Origin of the sequence: Fibrobacter succinogenes (genome assembly GCF_902779965.1) — a bacterium.
GTDB classification, from domain to species: Bacteria; Fibrobacterota; Fibrobacteria; order Fibrobacterales; family Fibrobacteraceae; genus Fibrobacter; species Fibrobacter succinogenes_F.
The window spans coordinates 22733-40716 of the sequence record NZ_CACZDK010000041.1; the positions used below are offsets into that span (position 1 = coordinate 22733).

At 46.6% G+C, this 17984-nt stretch carries 12 protein-coding genes; 11 read left to right on the forward strand and 1 reads right to left on the reverse strand.

Translation table 11 applies throughout. The features are described from left to right. Nucleotides 1-16: 16 nt before the first annotated feature. Nucleotides 17-580 (reverse strand): hypothetical protein, encoded by a 564-nt coding sequence (locus HUF13_RS15150; RefSeq protein WP_173475902.1) that lies wholly within the window; start codon nucleotides 578-580, stop codon nucleotides 17-19. A 72-nt stretch (nucleotides 581-652) separates the two neighbouring features. On the opposite strand from HUF13_RS15150, the gene HUF13_RS15155 reads away from it, so the two are divergent. The 11 genes from HUF13_RS15155 to HUF13_RS15205 form a co-directional block, all read left to right on the forward strand. After that, nucleotides 653-1843, forward strand: a complete 1191-nt coding sequence (locus tag HUF13_RS15155) for an FKBP-type peptidyl-prolyl cis-trans isomerase (RefSeq protein WP_173475903.1) — start codon at nucleotides 653-655, stop codon at nucleotides 1841-1843. 906 nt (nucleotides 1844-2749) lie between these two features. Then, nucleotides 2750-3616, forward strand: coding sequence for a DUF4423 domain-containing protein (locus tag HUF13_RS15160; protein WP_173475904.1), 867 nt, complete (start codon nucleotides 2750-2752; stop codon nucleotides 3614-3616). Further along, nucleotides 3613-4821 (forward strand): hypothetical protein, encoded by a 1209-nt coding sequence (locus tag HUF13_RS15165; protein ID WP_173475905.1) that lies wholly within the window; start codon nucleotides 3613-3615, stop codon nucleotides 4819-4821. The genes HUF13_RS15160 and HUF13_RS15165 overlap by 4 nt, the downstream gene beginning before the upstream one ends. Nucleotides 4822-4940: 119 nt before the next feature. Continuing rightward, a complete protein-coding gene (locus HUF13_RS15170) occupies nucleotides 4941-7109 on the forward strand; it encodes a carbohydrate-binding protein (RefSeq protein ID WP_173475906.1) in 2169 nt (722 codons plus the stop codon). A gap of 159 nt (nucleotides 7110-7268) precedes the next feature. After that, on the forward strand, nucleotides 7269-9110 hold the full coding sequence (locus HUF13_RS15175; RefSeq protein WP_173475907.1) for a S8 family serine peptidase: 1842 nt from the start codon (nucleotides 7269-7271) through the stop codon (nucleotides 9108-9110). Between the two features lie 246 nt (nucleotides 9111-9356). Beyond that, nucleotides 9357-11579, forward strand: coding sequence for a carbohydrate-binding protein (locus tag HUF13_RS15180; protein WP_173475908.1), 2223 nt, complete (start codon nucleotides 9357-9359; stop codon nucleotides 11577-11579). Nucleotides 11580-11837: 258 nt separating this feature from the next. Continuing rightward, nucleotides 11838-13688: a S8 family serine peptidase gene (locus HUF13_RS15185; protein WP_173475909.1), complete on the forward strand. Its 1851-nt coding sequence runs from the start codon at nucleotides 11838-11840 to the stop codon at nucleotides 13686-13688. Nucleotides 13689-13920: 232 nt separating this feature from the next. Then, the gene (locus HUF13_RS15190; RefSeq protein WP_173475910.1) at nucleotides 13921-16116 is read left to right on the forward strand and encodes a carbohydrate-binding protein; all 2196 of its coding nucleotides are present in this window, start codon (nucleotides 13921-13923) and stop codon (nucleotides 16114-16116) included. Between the two features lie 189 nt (nucleotides 16117-16305). Then, nucleotides 16306-17253: an Rpn family recombination-promoting nuclease/putative transposase gene (locus HUF13_RS15195; protein WP_173475911.1), complete on the forward strand. Its 948-nt coding sequence runs from the start codon at nucleotides 16306-16308 to the stop codon at nucleotides 17251-17253. A 94-nt stretch (nucleotides 17254-17347) separates the two neighbouring features. Then, complete coding sequence (locus HUF13_RS15200) at nucleotides 17348-17587, forward strand: hypothetical protein (RefSeq protein WP_173475912.1); 240 nt, start codon at nucleotides 17348-17350, stop codon at nucleotides 17585-17587. A gap of 170 nt (nucleotides 17588-17757) precedes the next feature. Continuing rightward, on the forward strand, nucleotides 17758-17984 hold a 227-nt coding region (locus tag HUF13_RS15205), incomplete at its 3' end, for a hypothetical protein (protein ID WP_173475913.1).

The following is a 17984-nucleotide window of genomic DNA, read 5'->3' on the forward strand; positions in this document are numbered from 1 at the left end:
AGCTGATAATAGTGACTTACGCAAGTTGCCTCCAATCCGGGACGCTATAGGTGTTTCCGTGTGTTGGGATTACAGCCTTCCATCCGGATTTACTCGGGTTTTCCCAGGGTTGCTTCGGTAAAAGTTTACAGTCGCAGCCCAAAACATAGGGGGGTAGAATTTCCGCGTGATTGCGAATCTGTTCGCGGGTGATGAAATTTTCCTCACTGACGAATTTACAATAATCTTTGCCTTTGGGACCAAGTACAATCCTGTAAGTGGCAGTGCCGTTCTTGTCCCCTTCGTCAATCGTTCTTATAGTTTCTTCTAGCGTGTTGTTCCACTGCTTGATGTAGGATAACCTTTGTTCAGGTGTTAAGTCTTGTGTTTCGAGCCATGCCCTGATAGATGCTTCGGAGGGCTTTACGGCGTTGAGCGTCTCGCGGGCGGGGCGGCCGATAGCCGCATACTGGCCCGATACGTCGATGACCGGCTTGGACTGCTCTTTTTCGTCGGAATTGCGCGTGCCTACATAGATACCGATGCCAGCGAGGACGATGGACAACAGCACAATCGCGATGACGATAATGATTGATAGCATATTTAAATCCGTTTACGATAAATCCTTACTCTCAAAAACTAGCATTTTCTATTTTATAAGATAGGAGATATTATGCTAAAATTAAAGTTTTTTCTTGTGTTACTTGCTTGTAGTGTCGCTTGTGCTGTCCCGTTCAAGGTTGAAACGGTCAAAGAAGGCAGTGGAGAGCCCATCCGTGCAGGTCAATTGATTAAGGTTCATTATAAAGGATACTTGGCGGTAGACAGTGCCATTGTGAACAAAGCGGCTACCGATTCGACTGTTGAAGCCCCGTTTTTTGCAAATTCCTATTACAGCGAAAAACCGCTTGAATTCACTGTGGGTGTGGGCCAGGTAATCGAAGGCTGGGACAAGGGCCTTGTGGGCATGAAGATTGGCGAAGTCCGCAAGCTTTCGGTGCCCTCGGTGATGGCCTATGGCAGCAATTCCCTCGAAGGTATTCCGCCTAACAGCGATTTGATGTTCGTTGTTGAACTTGTTCATGCTGAAAAGCCAATTGAAGCAGACAAATTCCCTGCCGATGTCGAAAAGCTCAAGTGGCGCGACTTGGGCCGCGGTCTTAAGGTCTTTGATGAAAAGGTCGGTAACGGCAAGGCTAACGTTTCGGGTAACGTAATTAAGGTTCACTATACGGGTTGGCTCTTGTCGGGTCGCAAGTTCGGTAGCTCCAAGGATTTGGGTAAGCCGCTCGAAGCCGTGATGGGTGCCGGCAAGATGATCAAGGGCTGGGAAACAGGCCTTGACGGCATGCGCGAAGGCGGTGTGCGCTGGTTGCGCGTTTCTCCGGCGATGGGCTATGGCGCAATGGCGTTCTCGATGATTCCGCCGAACTCCACGCTCGTGTTCCGCGTCGAAATGGTCTCTTCTGATGTTGATCCGGAACTTGCAAAGCACATGGACTTTTTCCCGGATACGACGCTCCTCAAGTACGAGAATGGTCCTGAAGGCTTGCGTTATGCTATCGTGAAGCAGGGCGAAGGTGAACCGGCTCGTTCTGGCCATCGCGCTATTGTGCATTACACTGGTTGGATGGTGAACGGTTACAAGTTCGACAGTTCCCGCGATCGCGGTCAGCCGTTTGCATTTGAACTCGGTGCGGGTAACGTCATCCGCGGCTGGGAACTCGGCGTGCAGGGCATGCTCCCCGGCGAAAAGAGAATCCTCGTGGTGCCGCCTGGCCTTGGCTACGGTAGCCGCGGCGCAGGTCCGATTCCTGGTGGTGCAACGCTCATCTTCGCTGTAGAATACCTCGGCGAAGAATAGCGGCAGAGCCGCAGTAGGCGGTAGGAAGTAGGAAGGGTTGTTACTTGAAAGTGTTTACTTTGTTTGTACTGTTGGACGTCCTTTAAGCCGTCTTCCTGAGGGTGTAAGCCTGAAGGATCCAGTCATCCTCGACCCCGTCATCCTCGGGGTTTGTCATTGCGATTACGCATGACCTGTTCGCCTCGGATATAGAAACATGCAAGCATGTTTCTGCATCATTCGACTCTGCCGTCATCCTCGACCGTCAGGGAGGGGATCCATACAGTTCTAATCGCTCTTGTATTTTTCTTGTATATAGAAGAAGGTCCGCCGAGTGCGGACTTTTTTATGAGGTATGAGATGGTTAATTTATTTGAAATATTGTTGGTTTAGGATAAATTAATTTTCGCCAAAAGAATCGAAAAATCAGAAATGGTCGTTTTTTACGTGAAAAACGATGAAAAATTGCTCTTTTTGACGTAAATTTCATAACAAAGTAATAAACTTTTCCTGAAAAAGCCCGTTTTTACCCTCTGCATGGGCCTGTTTACTTAGTAAAACGTCCTTGAAACGACCCATTTTCTACAAAATAGACGACGAAATGACGAAAAATATAAAAAATATTTTGTACAACATAATGATTTTACGTCAAAAATGTTAAAAACTAAGCGGAATTCACGTAAATTCCGCTGTTTCTATCAAAATTCCGCCGCTTTCGCCAAATTTTTGCCATTTTCCTCAAAAATGCCTTTCTACATCCTTTCTACACATTTATTATCTTTGACTATTGGCTAATAACTATTGACCATCACGCGGAGTGCTGTCTAGATCCTAAAACCTACCACCTAATACCCATTGACAAAAAGTCCATACCAAATGTTTACATAGTAGGGCATCGCGAACGAGATTTAAATATTTTAAATATTGATGGTTACTTTTTCTGACATAGCGGATTACCGCGACTTCTTGAAGGAATTCTACGACAGGCGCAAGGTCGAGATGCCCTTCTACAGCTACCGCATGATGGGTGATAAGCTCGGGCTAGACTCCAGCTATCTCTATCGCGTATTGCAAAAAAAGCAGCATTTGCCTGCTCATGCATTACCTGCGGCTAAGGAAATCCTTGCGCTGTCCGGTCGCGAGGCCGAGTATTTCGACCTGCTTTATTCTGCTGCTGTCAGCAAGGATAAGACTAAGCGCGAAGAACTTATGGCGAAAGCCCTTTCGCTGCGCGATGTGGAACGCCATTCGTTGCAAGCCGCCGAACTTAAACTTCTTGAAAACTGGTGGATTCCTGCGGTACGCGCCTACCTGGAATTGAACGGTGGGGTGGTAAATGTCAAGCAGATTGCTAGGGACATTTGCCCGCCGATTACCGAGGAACAGGCTCTCGAAGCCATTGAAACTTTAAAGAGCGTCGGTCTTGTGAAAAAGCTTGCATCGGGCAAGCTCGCACTCACCGAAGCCCATTTGACAGTAGGGGGCCCCGAAAAGGCGAATGCCGTGCGCAATTTCCAGCGCCAGGTGCTGAGCCTTGCGAGCGATGCGCTCGAAAATATCCCCGTCAATGAAAGGAATATTTCTACACTGACTCTTTCTGTAGACCAGTCCTGCTTCGAGGATTTGGGCGACATGTTGAGGGAATTCCGCCGTTTAGTCCAAAAAAGAGTAGACGGTGCCAAGAATCCTGACCGTGTTATGCAGCTTTCTATGGCATTTTACCCGGTAGCCCGTAAAGGAGGGGCTTCGGAAAATACTATAATAATAGGGGAAGGTGCAGGAGATAAAAAATGATTAAACGGGCGTGGACATATGGGTTGGCGACGTTGGCACTTTGCAATGTCGCCTGCGATAGCGGTCGTACCGCTGGATCGTCGATGGAAACGGAAAACTCCATCGCGTTGCTTACTCAATTGGCCGATGGCACGCCTGCTGCACGTATGGACGTTATTGTCCGCCCTGAATCTTATTTGTCGGGTGCAACCGAATTGGGCTCGGACTCCCTTTACCAGTTGCATTTCGAAACGGACGAGCAGGGCCGAGTGGTTCTGTCTGATGTCCCGACGGGCTCTTATGTCATCGAAGCCCGCAATGATTCCTTGAATTTGAAGGGTTTTGTAAAGATTGCTTATGTGGAATCTGATTCCACGACTCCGCTTACGGTCGAAGTTTCTGAACCGACCAAGGTCTCTGGTCGTGTCGGTCTTCCGCAGTTAGTGCGCCGTGCGGCTACAGTTTCTGTGCTGGGTCTGGACTACCAGGTCCAGATGGATTCGACGGGCTACTTTGAATTTGATGCGTTGCCGAGCGGCAATGTCGAGATTGTCGCTTTTGTGAATGATACTGGCGCTGATTCAGTTACGGAATATGGCCGCATTGAGGCGGACGTCGGGGCTGGGTTCGGTGGCGGTCTTTACCTCGGTGACTCCGCTTATGTCAAGAAATATTTTGTATTTGATGACTTTGAAAACGGCGTTGGACTATGGGAGCCTAATGCCTCTGAAAATGCGAAAGTTTCTTTAATAAAGGCGGATGCTGCTGGCAAAGGACGTGAAGGCTTGGCTGTACACTTTGTTTGCAAACGCGACTCTGCCGCTAAAGATTGGGACTGGGCTCTCATCGGTCGAGAACTCGGTGGCTTTGTCGATATGAGCAATTTGGATTCTATTGCTTTCTGGGCTCGTAGCACTGAAAAATCGAAAATAATGTTTGCTTTTGATGTGTTTGTGAACGATGATTCCGTGTTGAGTGCTGAAAATGTCAAGGCTCAGGGGTATTATGAAGTGGATACGGTTTGGACGCGCTTTACTGTGATTCCGTCTAAGCTTGATACTGCTGATAGCAATGGCGGTAATGTCGGTTGGGATGCTGTCAAGAATCGTGTGACAAAAATTAGCATCTTTGGCCAGATGGGCACGGAAGTCTGGATTGACGATATCGAAGTCTTTGGCTACGGCATCTTTGATCCTTATGCTCCAATAGCAAAGAAAAAAGATTAGTTGTAACAGAATTTGACGTTTTGTCAATAGAACCTGCGTTTACACGTAGGTTTTTTTTGTGATATGGAGATAGATTTATAAAAAAACGGACTAGTGTATGGTTAGTCCAAAGGGGTGTTATGAGAATATTTAAAGGTATTACGATGTTTGGCTTGCTTGCGGGTTTTGGAGTAAATTCGCTTGCTGATAATCCTATTTCTAGCTATCACTATTTGGCGGACCCTTCTTGCGCCTCTGACGGTGATACCTTCTACATTTTGACCGATGTGGATGACTATAACAACCAGACAAACTGGAATTACGACATCGTCGGCCTTTACGCCTTCACGTCTGAAGACATGAAGAACTGGACCGACCATGGTATGATTTTCCGTTCCAGGCGCGAGTTCGGTAACTATCCGAACAATACTTGGGCATCGGGCATTGCTGTCAAGAATGGCAAGGTCTATATTGTTTACCCCGATGGTGCAAGCGGCGTGGGCATGATTACGGCCCCTGCAATTGACGGCCCCTATACGGACCCGATCCAGGCTTCTCATGGCGTGAACAGAATCGCCGGCGGTGGCGGTAGCGTTATCGGCGGTTGCGATGGCATCGCGCACTGCTTTGACCCGGGCATTTTCTTCGATGACGACGGCACGGGCTACGTGATTTTTGGCGGTGGTGAAAGCGGCCAGCGCCCCTACGGCAACAATTTCGACATCATCAAGTTTACCGAAAGCAACGGCAAGATTACCATGGACAAGAACTCCCTCAAGAGGGTCCAGCTGCCGAATTCTTTCGAAGCTCCTTACTTGCACAAGAAAGGGAACACTTACTATTTGAGCTTCAACAACCGTAGCCAGATTATCGATTATGGTATGTCGAATAACATTTGGGGACCGTACAACTACGTGGGTCAGGTCATTCCGGGCATCGGTTCTGTGCCGGACGCTCATGGCGAAGGTGGCAACAACCATCATGGTTTTGCTCCGTTCAAGGACAAGTGGTACGCAGTCTATCATGATCGCCGTTTGGTGACTTCCAATAACCACCCGGCCGCAACGACGCAACAGGGCGTGCGTTCCGAAAATCCGAACTACGAAAACCACAGAAGCGTGTCCATTGATGAACTCACCTGGAATGGCGACAAGATGAACAAGCTCACCTTCACCCGCGAAGGACCCAAGCAAATCAAGAACTTTGACCCGTACAAGACCTACAAGGCAACGACGAGCTCCAAACAGATGAACATCCGTAGCCGTACCGACTGGACCAAGGGCCAGCCGGTGAAGCACGTGCTCTTGCCGCTGACGAGCCGTAGCGAATCCTGGATCCGCGTCACTGGCGTGGACTTCGGTAAAGGTGCAGAGAACCTCCGCATCAAGGCCGCGAACGTAGGCGATGGTAACAAGATTGAAATCCATACGGGTAGCGCAACGGGTACGCTTGCCGGTACTTGCGAACTTGCAAAGACCGCCAATAACATGACCTTCGTGGATAACGATTGCGAAATGAAGGGCCTTACGGGCGTTATCGACCAGGTGTTCTTCGTGTTCAAGAATAATGGAAAAGATTCTACCATGGGCGTTCTCGAATGGGAATTCCAGGGCGAGATGGAAGATTTTGATGAGCCGGGCTATGGCGCTGGTAACGATTCTTACTCTGAAAAAGATTCCGATGATCACGGTGCCGAAAGCAATGGCGGCAAGAGCTACCGCGAAGGCACTGGCGTCGATATTTACAAGAAGGCAACGGGTTACGTTGTCGGTTACAACCAAGCCGATGAATGGCTGGAATACACTGTGGATGTGGCTGCAGAAGGCGACTACACGATGTTTGCTGCGGTGGCTTCTGCCAATGCGACCTCTGGTTTTAAACTCTCCATTGATGGTGATGACATTACGGAATCGATTGCCGTCCCGAAGAACGATGGCGAAGAAAACTATGACGACTACAGTAAGGTAAAGGCGAATGTGACGCTTAAATCGGGCAAGCACATCCTCCGCTTTACCGTGACCGGCGACTGGATGGACATTGACTACATTCAGTTTGCGACAGGCAAGGATGCAAAAGACCCGGACGACGAGACGATTGCACTCCATAAGGGATTCCGCTTGGAAACGACCTCTCTCAAGAGCTTCGACGTGTTCGATTTGACTGGCAAGAAGGTGGCGACCTTTACGGCCCGCAACATGGCCGAAGCAAAGAAGATTTGGCGCGAAAGTGCCCAGGCTCAGAAGCAGGGCTTTAACCTTATCCGTAATCGTAGCACCGGTATGATTGCGAAAGTCAGCACGACTCGTTAATTTTTCTTTAATACACACATATCCATCCAAAAAAGGCTCCCCGGAAGGGGAGTCCTTTTTTTTTCTTATAAATTTCTTTTATTTTGAGTTGAATAAACTTGTTCTGTTTTTGAAAGATTATATTTGGCTACCATTTATTCTAAATAAGGGAGGAATTAAATGAATACCAAACTTTTATTGGCCCTTTCACTTGTTGGGGCGGCTTATGCGCAGACAAATCTCGAAAACAACCATTTAGATCGTCTTTCACCGAAGGCGAGGGAATTTGTTGAAAAATACAAAGCGGAAAAAGCAAATAAAAAAATCAATGGCAACGCACAAAAGAGAAAAGTGGTTCTCAAAAGCGATGTGCTTGGTCGCAAATTGAACCGAGGACAAATTCAGGATTCTACTGTTTATATTATTGAAGATAATATAGAGCCTAGAATGGAAGTTACTGTCGCTGATTTGACGGTGGAAGATGTTGATATCGAACCTATCAGTGCTCAATATTCTTACAACGATGAAAAAAAAGAAGAGATTTTTTGGTTGAATGGGAAGGAAATAGACAAGAAGTCCTTCTACAAAAAAGTAGGAGATTGGGATAATCGTCGAAAGAAACTGCAAAAGCCGCTAAAACAGCCGTACAAAGCTTTTTTGACTCCTACGGAAATAGAAAACAAATTGTTGTCTTCGGATGATGTCTATATAGAAACTGAGGATGTTGAAGTAGCTGAAAATTTTATTCCCTATCAAGATGGTGCAATATCGACTTCTTTTGCTACGTATGATGACGCTCTTATAATTTCTGGAATAGGTTCTGGTTTTACGACTGGAGATAAAGGGAATGGTGTTGGCGTTTACATTATGGATGAAGGGTGTGTGAATGCTTCGCAAATTCCAAATCCTTTGCTCCTTCAGCTCAAGGCTTGCGACTGGTCTAACCCTGAACGTTTGAATAAACCTCATCCTGTCCAAGTTACATCAGTTCTTCAAACCTATGCGCCAGAAGCTTTTGTTTATAGTTATGATGCATTAAAACTACAGAATGATCTTGGTCCTGCGAAGCCTCAAACCTTTAATCCTGAAATTTACATTGGGAACATATCGGTGGTGTTGTATCAAAGTAAAGTCACTGCCAATTATGAAATTTGGGATTCATATTTAGATAATTACATTTGGACAAATGGAGTCACGGTGTTTGTCAGTGCGGGCAATTTTAAGTCACATCTTCAATCCCAGCCGACCATCCATTCTCCGGGCAAGGCTCTCAATGCCATTACCGTGGGTTCTTATAATCCTTATCCATATTATTTAAATGGCAACACGGTTCCCACGTATATTTATGAAGAATATAGCAATTACATAAATTCCAATATTGGTAACGCGAAACCGGAAATTATGAATATAGGTAGTTTGTTTTTGCCGAATGGAATTTCTTGTTTAGGAACAAGTTGCGCTTCTCCATTTTCTGCAGCAATGGCGGCGAATTTGATGACGAATCACCCATTTTTCAGAGGCCATCCTGAAATGGTTAAGCCTGTATTTATGACATCGACTTGGGGAACGACCTTTAATAATCGTGATACTGATGGGGGAGCTGTTGAAGGTATACCTCATTATCCTTTTATGGTGAAGAATAAATCTTTTTCTGGTTGGTGGAAAGGCAATGATAAAGCTCTCTTTAAGGACGCTAATGGGAACGACAAAAGCTTAGAGGTTGATATTATTAATGGTGTGGTTGCTGGAGAAAAATACAAGTTGGGCGTTTCTTGGCTGATGAAAGGGAGCACTATTAAGAGTAAGGGAAAATTACCTGTGAATTTAGCCGTTTTAGTGTATCAAAATGGACAAATTATTGCTGGTTCTTTGGATGTTTCAAATAAGAACCCGTTTGCGTTGATTCCTTTCACTGTTCCTCAATCTGGAAGCATAAAAATCGTAATTGTACGTCTTGGCAATCTTGCTCCTAACGATCAAATTGCTATTGGTTACCACATGGCTCGTCAAAGGACTCCATAATCTGTTTTGTTTAGTTAGCGAAGCCCTGATTCATATCTGATGTGAATTAGGGCTTTTTGTGTTTTTAGTGTGAGTATGCAAAATCCTGAAAACACGTTTTTATAGCAATTCCAACACTGTTTACTGACCAGTTTGTTGACTTTTTGTCCATGAAACCTTTGGTGGCTCGGGGATTGTTTGATGTTTATGGAGGTAGTTTTAGATTCAGATGGGTTGACGGTGTATGGTCGATCCTAAGGAGTGTTCATGAAACTGCTTAAGAAAGTTACGATGTTTGGGCTCCTGGCTGGCTTTGGAGTAAGCGCGCTTGCCGATAACCCAATTTCTACTTACCATTACCTGGCTGACCCGGGTGCCGCTGCCGACGATGATTACTTCTACATCATCACGGACTCCGATGACCCGGCTCCGTACAATTCCGATGGCTACAAGATTTACGCCCTTTATGCATTCCGCAGTAGGGATATGCAGAACTGGACCGACTACGGCATTATTTACGATGCTCGCAAGGTGAACGGCATTAATGACATTTGGGCTTCTGGCATTGCTGTCCATAACGGCACATTCTACATCGTGTTCCCGGATGGCGGTGGCGGCGGCATTGGCTACATCAAGGCGCCTGCAATTGAAGGCCCGTGGACAAATGCTGTGGGCCAGGGCAAGGATAAGCTTGTTGGCGGTCGCGGCATTATTGGCTGCGATGGCGTTTCGTGGTGTTTTGACCCAGGTATCTTCATCGATGACGATGGAACCACCTATGTGACGTGGGGCGGTGGCGAAAGTAATAGCCGTCCGAATACAGATAACTTTGACATTGTCAAGTTGAACGACGCAAAGGATGCTCCGGTGGGCAACGGTTCTCACGTGAAGGTGAACAACTTGCCGACTCGCAAGATGCTTGAAGCTTCGTACATTCACAAGCACAAGGGAACTTACTACTTCTCTTACAGTACCGGCTGGCAGCAGGGCGCTCCGACGATTGACTATGGAACTTCGAATAACGTTATGGGTCCGTACACTTGGAAGGGTACCATTCTTGGCGACCCGAGCATGAACGGCCGTAGCATCAACGGTAACAATAACCACCATGGTATTGCCGAATTCAAGGGCCATTCTTACGTTGTCTATCATGATCGCCGTATCGCGAAGGGCCACAACGGCTTGGAAATTATCCCGGCCGATGACGGCAAGGCTAAACCGAACGAAGGTTACCACCGTAGCGTTTCCGTTGACGAAATGTTCTATAATGCCGACGGTACAATCCAGACGGTCAAGGTAACGGATGAAGGTCCGGAACAGATTGAAAACTTTGACCCGTATGATTGGTATCCGGCTCTCACGAGCTCCAAGCAGAAGGGTATCCGCAGCCGCTCTAACTTTGTGCAGGGCAAGGCCGCTGACCATGTGATGCTCCCGCTTTCGAGCAAGGAAGCTTGGCTCCGCGTGTCGGGCGTGGACTTTGGCGCTGGCGCAACGGGCTTTACCGTTGAAGCCGCAAGCACGGCTGATGGTAACAAGGTCGAAATCCGCTCGGGTTCTGCAACGGGTACCTTGGCCGGTACTTGCACGCTTACGAAAACCAAGGATAAATCTACTTATGTCGAAAACAAGTGCGAAGTCGAAGGACTCAAGGGCATTGTAAAGCAGTTGTTCCTTGTGTTCAAGGGCTCTCAGGATTCTACCATGGCCGTGAAAGCTTGGGGCTTCGAAGGCAGTGGCACGACCCCGCCGGAACCGCAAAAACCGTTTAGCGGAAAGGCTTGGGAAATTCCGGGCAAGATTGAAATGGAAGACTTCGACATTCCTGGTTCTGGCCGCGGCAGCGAAATCAAATCTTACAGCGAAAATGATTCCGAAGACCATGGCATTGCTGAAGGCGACAAGAGCTACCGCGAAGGTACTGGCGTTGATATTTACAAGAAGGCTACGGGCTACATTGTGGGTTATAATCAGGCTGGTGAATGGCTTGAGTACACGGTGAATATCAAGGAAGCTGGCGACTACACGATGTTTGCTTCTGTAGCAACGGATAATTCTACGGCTAGCTTTACGCTCTCCATTGACGACAAGTCCATTGCCGAAGTTCCGGTGGCGGGCGACAGCTGGGATGATTTCGTCAAGGTCAAGGCTAATGTGACTTTGCCGGCTGGTGAACATATCCTCCGCTTTACTGTGACCGGCGACTGGTTCGATATCGACTACATGACCTTTGCAGCTGGTAAGGACGCGAAGGATCCGGATGATGGACAAGTGGCAATCCGTCCGATGGGCCGTATGGATGCAGCATCTGTTGCAACCTTCGACGTGTTCGATTTGACTGGCAAGAAGGTTGCTAGCTTTACCGCCCGCAGCATGCTCGAAGCGAAGAAACTTTGGCGCGAAAATGCTCAGGCCAAGAGCGTACAAGGCGTTAGCTTGATTCGCAACCGCAGCAACGGTGCTTTGGCTAGGGTCCGCACAGTTCGATAAAATCTTTAAAACAATACCCCAATCAGAAAGGCTTCCCGAAAGGGAAGCCTTTCTTTGTGTGAGTATTTGAATATCTTTGCTAAAGTTTGTTTAATGCATGTAACTTAAATGTAATATAAATAAAATTTTTATGTAAAACTTTCTTTATCTTCAATATTTGCTTTGTTTATTTGTAATATATGAATTATATTTTGTTGTTGTTATTTAAGATAATGTAATCTTGTTAACGACAAATTACTTTAAATAAAGGAGATAAAAATGAATTCAAAAGTGCTGCTAGCGTTTTCGCTTGCGGGTGTTGTTTCTGCACAGGCAGGTCTTGATGGTGATTATCTAGATCGTTTGTCGCCCAAAGCTCGTGCTTTTGTCGAAAAGTACAAAGCTGAAAAGGCAAACAAAAAATTGGATAATACTCAGAAAAGAAAGGTTGTCGTAAAGAGAGACGTTTTGGGACGTGCGGCAAAAAGTGGCCAATCTCAGGATTCTACGGTTTATGTTGTCGATAATGCAGTCGAACCGAAAATGGAAGTTACCGTTTTTGATTTGTCTTTGGAAAATGAAAGCGTAGAAAATTTGGGACCGGCTCATTATTCCTACAACGAAAAGACAAAAGAAGAAAACTTCTGGTTGAACGGAAAGAAGATGGACAAAAAGTCCTTCTTGAAAAAGACTGAAGATTGGGAAAACCGTCGAATGAAATTGCAAAAGCCGTTTAAACAGCCGTATAAAGCTTTCTTGACACCTACGGAAATTGAACGTAAATTGCAGTCTTCTGAAGATGTCTATATAGATGAACCTATGGAACAGAATGAAATTGCCAATTTCATTCCGTTCCAATATTCAGACCCTCTCTATGGTACAGTGTCGTCTAATTTTGCTACAAAGGATGAAGTCTTGGTTCTTTCTCAATTAGGCGTTGCTCATGCCAATGGTGATAAGGGAGATAATATCGGCATTTATTATGTAGATGCTGGTTGTGCAAGTGCTTCGCTCATTCCGAATTCTTCAAAGCATCGTGCTATGGCGTGCAATCGAAAAAATCAGCCTCATGCATCTCAGGTTACGACAGTTCTTCAAACCTTTGCGCCAAATGCTGTTGTTTATGGTTATGATTCGCAGAACTTCAATATGAAATCGGCTCCGGGCCCTTCAAACCCGACAGGTTCTTCGTTTAATCCTAAAATTTACATAGGAACCATGTCTATTGGTGTTTACGATGAATCGCTTACTGGTAATTACGAAAAGTTCGACGCTGCTTTGGACAATTATATCTTTGCAAATGGGGTTACGGAGTTTATCAATGCGGGTAACTACACGCCGTCACTTCAATCGCAGCGTACGATTCATTCTCCAGGTAAGGCCGTCAATGCTATTACCGTCGGTTCTTACAATCCGTATCCGTTCTATTTGAATGGCAGCACCGTGCCTACATATATTTATGAAGCTTACAGCAATTTCATAAATTCCGATGTTGGAACTGCAAAGCCTGAAATTATGAATATAGGTAGCTTTAGTTTGCCTAATGGCAATTATACGGGTACGAGTTTCTCGACTCCGTTCACGGCTGCCATGGCTGCTGATTTGATGACGCGTCATCCGTTCTTTAAGGGACATCCGGAAATGGTGAAGCCGGTCTTCTTGACAGCAACGTGGGGAACTACTTATAATAACTATGACACTGACCGTGGTGCTATTGGCGGTATTCCTGCATACAATTTCATGGCGTTCAACAAGACCTTCTCTGGTTACTGGCCGAAAGCTAAAGATAACGCTTTGTTCAAGGATGCTAATGGAAACGATAAGACTCTGGATGTGACGTTTAATGGCCTTGTCGCTGGAGAAAAATACAAATTGGCAGTTTCTTACTTGACGAAGGGAAGTGTCATTCAAAAGTTGAAAAAGATGCCGGCAAGGTTGTCTATTTCTGTGTATCAAAACGGCAAGTATATTTCTGGTCTTAATACGACTTACGCTCATCAGTTTATTATGCAGTCGTTTACGGTGCCGAAGTCGGGAAGTGTGACGATGAAGATCTCTCGTCTTTCCAATTTGGCTCCGGATGACGATATTGCCATCGGTTACCACATGGCTCTTGAAACAACACCGTAATGAATTGACGTTTTTGAACTGTTGATTTGTGGCCTCGGAAGCAATTCCGGGGCTTTTTGCATCTATAGCGAACTATGTTTTAGCCGTTTTGCGCATGTTCTTTCGTCTTTTGTCCATTGACTTTTTGTCCATAATAGATATGGCGAAAGGGGTTCTTTGGGGCGCTTTTTGAGATAGTTTTATAAAAAAAGAGATGGACTCACGGTGTGTGGTCGATCTTGAGGAGTGAACAATGAGACTACTTAAGAGCGTAACATTGCTTGGAATGGTGGCGGGCTTTGGTGTGAGCGCGCTTGCCGATAACCCGATTTCAGCTTATCACTATTTGGCGGACCCGGGTGCCGCCGCTGATGATACCTATTTCTACGTCATCACGGACTCTGATGACCCGGCTGTAGCTAATGCCAACGGCTACGATATCAAGGCCCTTTACGGTTTCCGCACGAAGGATATGAAAAACTGGACCGACTTCGGTATCATTTACGATGCCCGCAAGGTCGATGGCATTGGTGATATTTGGGCCTCCGGTATTGCGGTAAATCCCAACGACCACAGACTTTACATTGTGTTCCCGGATGGCGGTGGTGGCGGTATCGGCCTCATTGGCGCCGATAGCATTGCGGGCCCGTGGACAAACCCGGTCTCTGGCAACAAGAAGCTCATCAACAACTGGGGCGGCGGTCTCGCGGACTGCGATGGCATTGGCTGGTGCTTTGACCCGGCGATTTTCTTCGATGACGATGGTACGGGCTACTTTACGTTTGGCGGTGGCGAAAGCAATAGCCGCCCGGCAGCCAATAACAACAATAACATTTTCAATATATACAAGTTTAACAAGGATATGAAGGGCTTCGATGTTAGCTCCAAGACCCAGCTGAAGATTGGCGGCCCGAAGGCAATGGAAGCCTCTTACATCCACAAGTACAAGGGTAATTACTACCTCTCTTACAGTACGGCGGATTTGCGCATTGCCTATGGTATGTCCAAGAACCCGATGGGCCCTTACGAATACAAGGGTATCTTCATGGGGAACCCAAACATTGGCGGCCAGAACATCAATGCGAACAACAACAACCATCATGGCATTGCCGAATTCAAGGGGCACTGGTATGTGGCTTATCATGACCGCCGCATTGCAAACGGCTATGACGGTTTGGAAAAGATTCCTGCTGACGACGGTAAGGCGAATCCGGTGCCGGCATTCCACCGCAGCGTGAGTGTCGATGAATTTACTTACAATGTCGATGGCACCATGAAGGAATTGACCTTCACGAAGGAAGGCCCGAAGCAGATTGAAAACTTTGATCCGTATGACTGGTATCCGGCTTTGACGAGTTCTAAGCAGAAGGGCATCCGCAGCCGTTCTAACTGGGCTCCGGGCAAGGTTGCGGAACACCTCTTGCTCCCGCTTTCGACAAAGGAATCTTGGATTCGCGTGTCGGGTGTTGATTTTGGCACGGCTGCGACGGGCTTCACGGTGCAGGCGGCAAGCACTGCCGATGGCAACAAGATTGAAATCCATACGGGTTCTGCAACGGGAACGCTCGCTGGCACTTGCACTCTCAAGAATACCGGCAACAAGAATTCCTTTGCGGACAACTCTTGCGAAGTGACAGGCCTCAAAGGTATTGTGGAACAGTTGTTCCTCGTGTTCAAGGGCGATAAGGATTCGACCATGGCTATCAAGGCTTGGGGCTTCGAAGGCAGCGGCACGACTCCGCCAACTCCGCAGGTTCCGTATGATAGCGTGGCGGTGAAACTCCCGGCAAAGATTGAAGCCGAAAAGTACGACATTCCGGGAACGGGTCGCGGCGGCGATGTGGATTCCTATAGCGACAACGATTCCGAAAATCAGGGTGATGCCAAGTTCCGTGAAGATTTAGGCGTTGATATTGTCGAAGGTGGCACGGGCATGGCCATTGGCTACACGGCTTCTGGCGAATGGCTCGAATACACGGTCGAAGTTCCGGAAGACGGCGACTATGCTATCAAGGCTTCGGCTTCTACCGGCATGGAAAATGGCGCGAGCTTCTGCTTCTTGGCCGACGGCAAGGCTATTGGCGATACCATCAATGTTCCGCAGACGGGCGACGACTGGAGCGTTTACAAGGAATTTGACGGTGGCGTAGCGAAGCTCACCAAGGGTACACACGTGATTCGTCTCGTCGTCACCGGCGACAACGTGAACGTGGACTGGTTCTCTCTTGGCGATGTGAGCGAAGTCGGCATCAAGAACGGTGTAAGGCTTGCTGCTTCGGGTTCCAAAGTTTACCGCGTGTACAATGTTGGCGGAAAGCTCTTGGGCACTGTCGATATGAAGGGCAAGAAGGCTGGCGCCGCTTTGATGGATGCGGGCTTTACCAAGGGCGTTTACATGCTCAAGAGCATTGACAGCCGCAAGACCTTCATGACCTCTGTCACAAGATAAAATTCATATAATTCCTAAAGTATCAATCACTCCGAAAGCATCAAACACTCCGAAGGCAAAACCTCCGGGGTGTTTTTTTTTACAAAAAAAATTAGTCCAAATGCCTCGCTAATGTGTGTTAATATAAAGGGTAAAGATGTTCTTTGCCAGCGGTCTCAGCGTAACTGGGAATAGAATGATGGATAGATAATGGATAATCGAACTAATAATAGCGATTCTGATCAGGCTGAAATTATTGTCGGAAATGTAATGGGTGAGGCTAAGACTTATGAGGAATTCAAGGGGGCAGGGGTCTATGCCGACCTTCTCCTTGACAGAACTTTTAAGAAGGCTTTCAATCCAGATACACAAAATAAGGTTTGCTTGATGGCGCTCTTGAATGCCGTCTTGGAGGGCGAAATTGCATCACCGATTGTGGATGTTCAGTCTCGCGATAAGGAATTCAACGACGGATCGAACGAAAACCGCACCACGATTTTCGACCTGTATTGCATCGATTCCGCTGGGCGACGGTTCATCATCGAAGTGCAAATTTTAAGCCAGAAAAATGTAGTGAACCGCGCAATCTATTACGCTTCGCAGACGATTGTTGCTCAGGGGGAACGTGGCAAGGCCTATAATTATGAATTGAGTCCAATCATTACGGTGGTAATCATGGAATTCAACATCTTTGATGACGACCGCTATATTCGTCGTGCAAAGCTTCGTGAAGTGAACGGCAGCTGCATTAGCGACACGCTCTGTTTTGCATTTGTAGAATTGCTCAAGTTTAAGAAGCCGCTGGACGAGCTTGAAACCGTGCTTGACAAGGGGCTATACGCGCTCAAGAACATGAAAAACTTGACGCAGATGCCCAAGCAGTATGCTAAGTCGGCATTCGAGCTCTTGTTTCCTGTTGCCGAAATGGCTAAATTATCGAAAGAGGAACAGAAGATGATTGACGAAGCACAGAAAGCCAAATGGGATGCCTACGCCATCGAACAGTTTGCCATTGAAACCGGTTTGCAAAAAGGCATGGAAAAGGGTTTGGAAAAGGCAGCTCGCGAAATCGCTAAAAAGTTGAAGGCTAGGAATCGACCGATTAGCGAAATTGTTGAGGATACAGGCCTTTCGGAAGAGGAAATCAAAGCCTTGTAATCTTTATTAAAAAATTCCATACTGTCAAAAGCCTGTTCGAAACATGTTTCGTCGTGATTTCGAACGGGCCTTTTTGTTACTTGAATGACCGAGCGTGGTCGCTGACGCCGTAGGCGTCAACGCTGAGCTGTTGCTCCCTATCTCCATTACCAAAATGTCAATGATAAAAAATGGCAGAAATAGGGAATTTGGCAAAAGAAAATCTAAATTTCAAAGTGGAAAAATCTTGCAATCATGCAAGGGAAGTTATGGGATGATGATTATGAGTTTAAAGCAGAATGCTTTAGCAACTGTTTTTGGCTATGGAGCTGCTGCCCTAGCCGTATTCATCTAAAAGATCCTCCTAAACCACACACCCTAATGATGCCGCAAGGCATTGTTACGCCTCGGAGCGAGTGCTCCGAGGTGTTTTTGTATTATAAATAAACTTGACGAAGTCGTGTTAAAAATGTATGATTTATGTAGTTTTTGAGGGATGCTTGAAACATAACAAAGGAATTTTATATGAAAAATATATATCGTGTGGTTTCTGCACTATTATTTGCTGCTTCAACATCGTTTGCAGGAATGGTATACAATATCTCAGTCTTCCCTAAAGATGGTGAAGAACTTTTGCTAAAGGATGGCGAAGGCATAAATGGTACCATTGATGGGACTGAAAGGAAGGTCAGAATTTTAGTTGCCAAAGATGCCAAGATTACTCTTGAAAACGCGCAAGTTCTTGGTGTGAA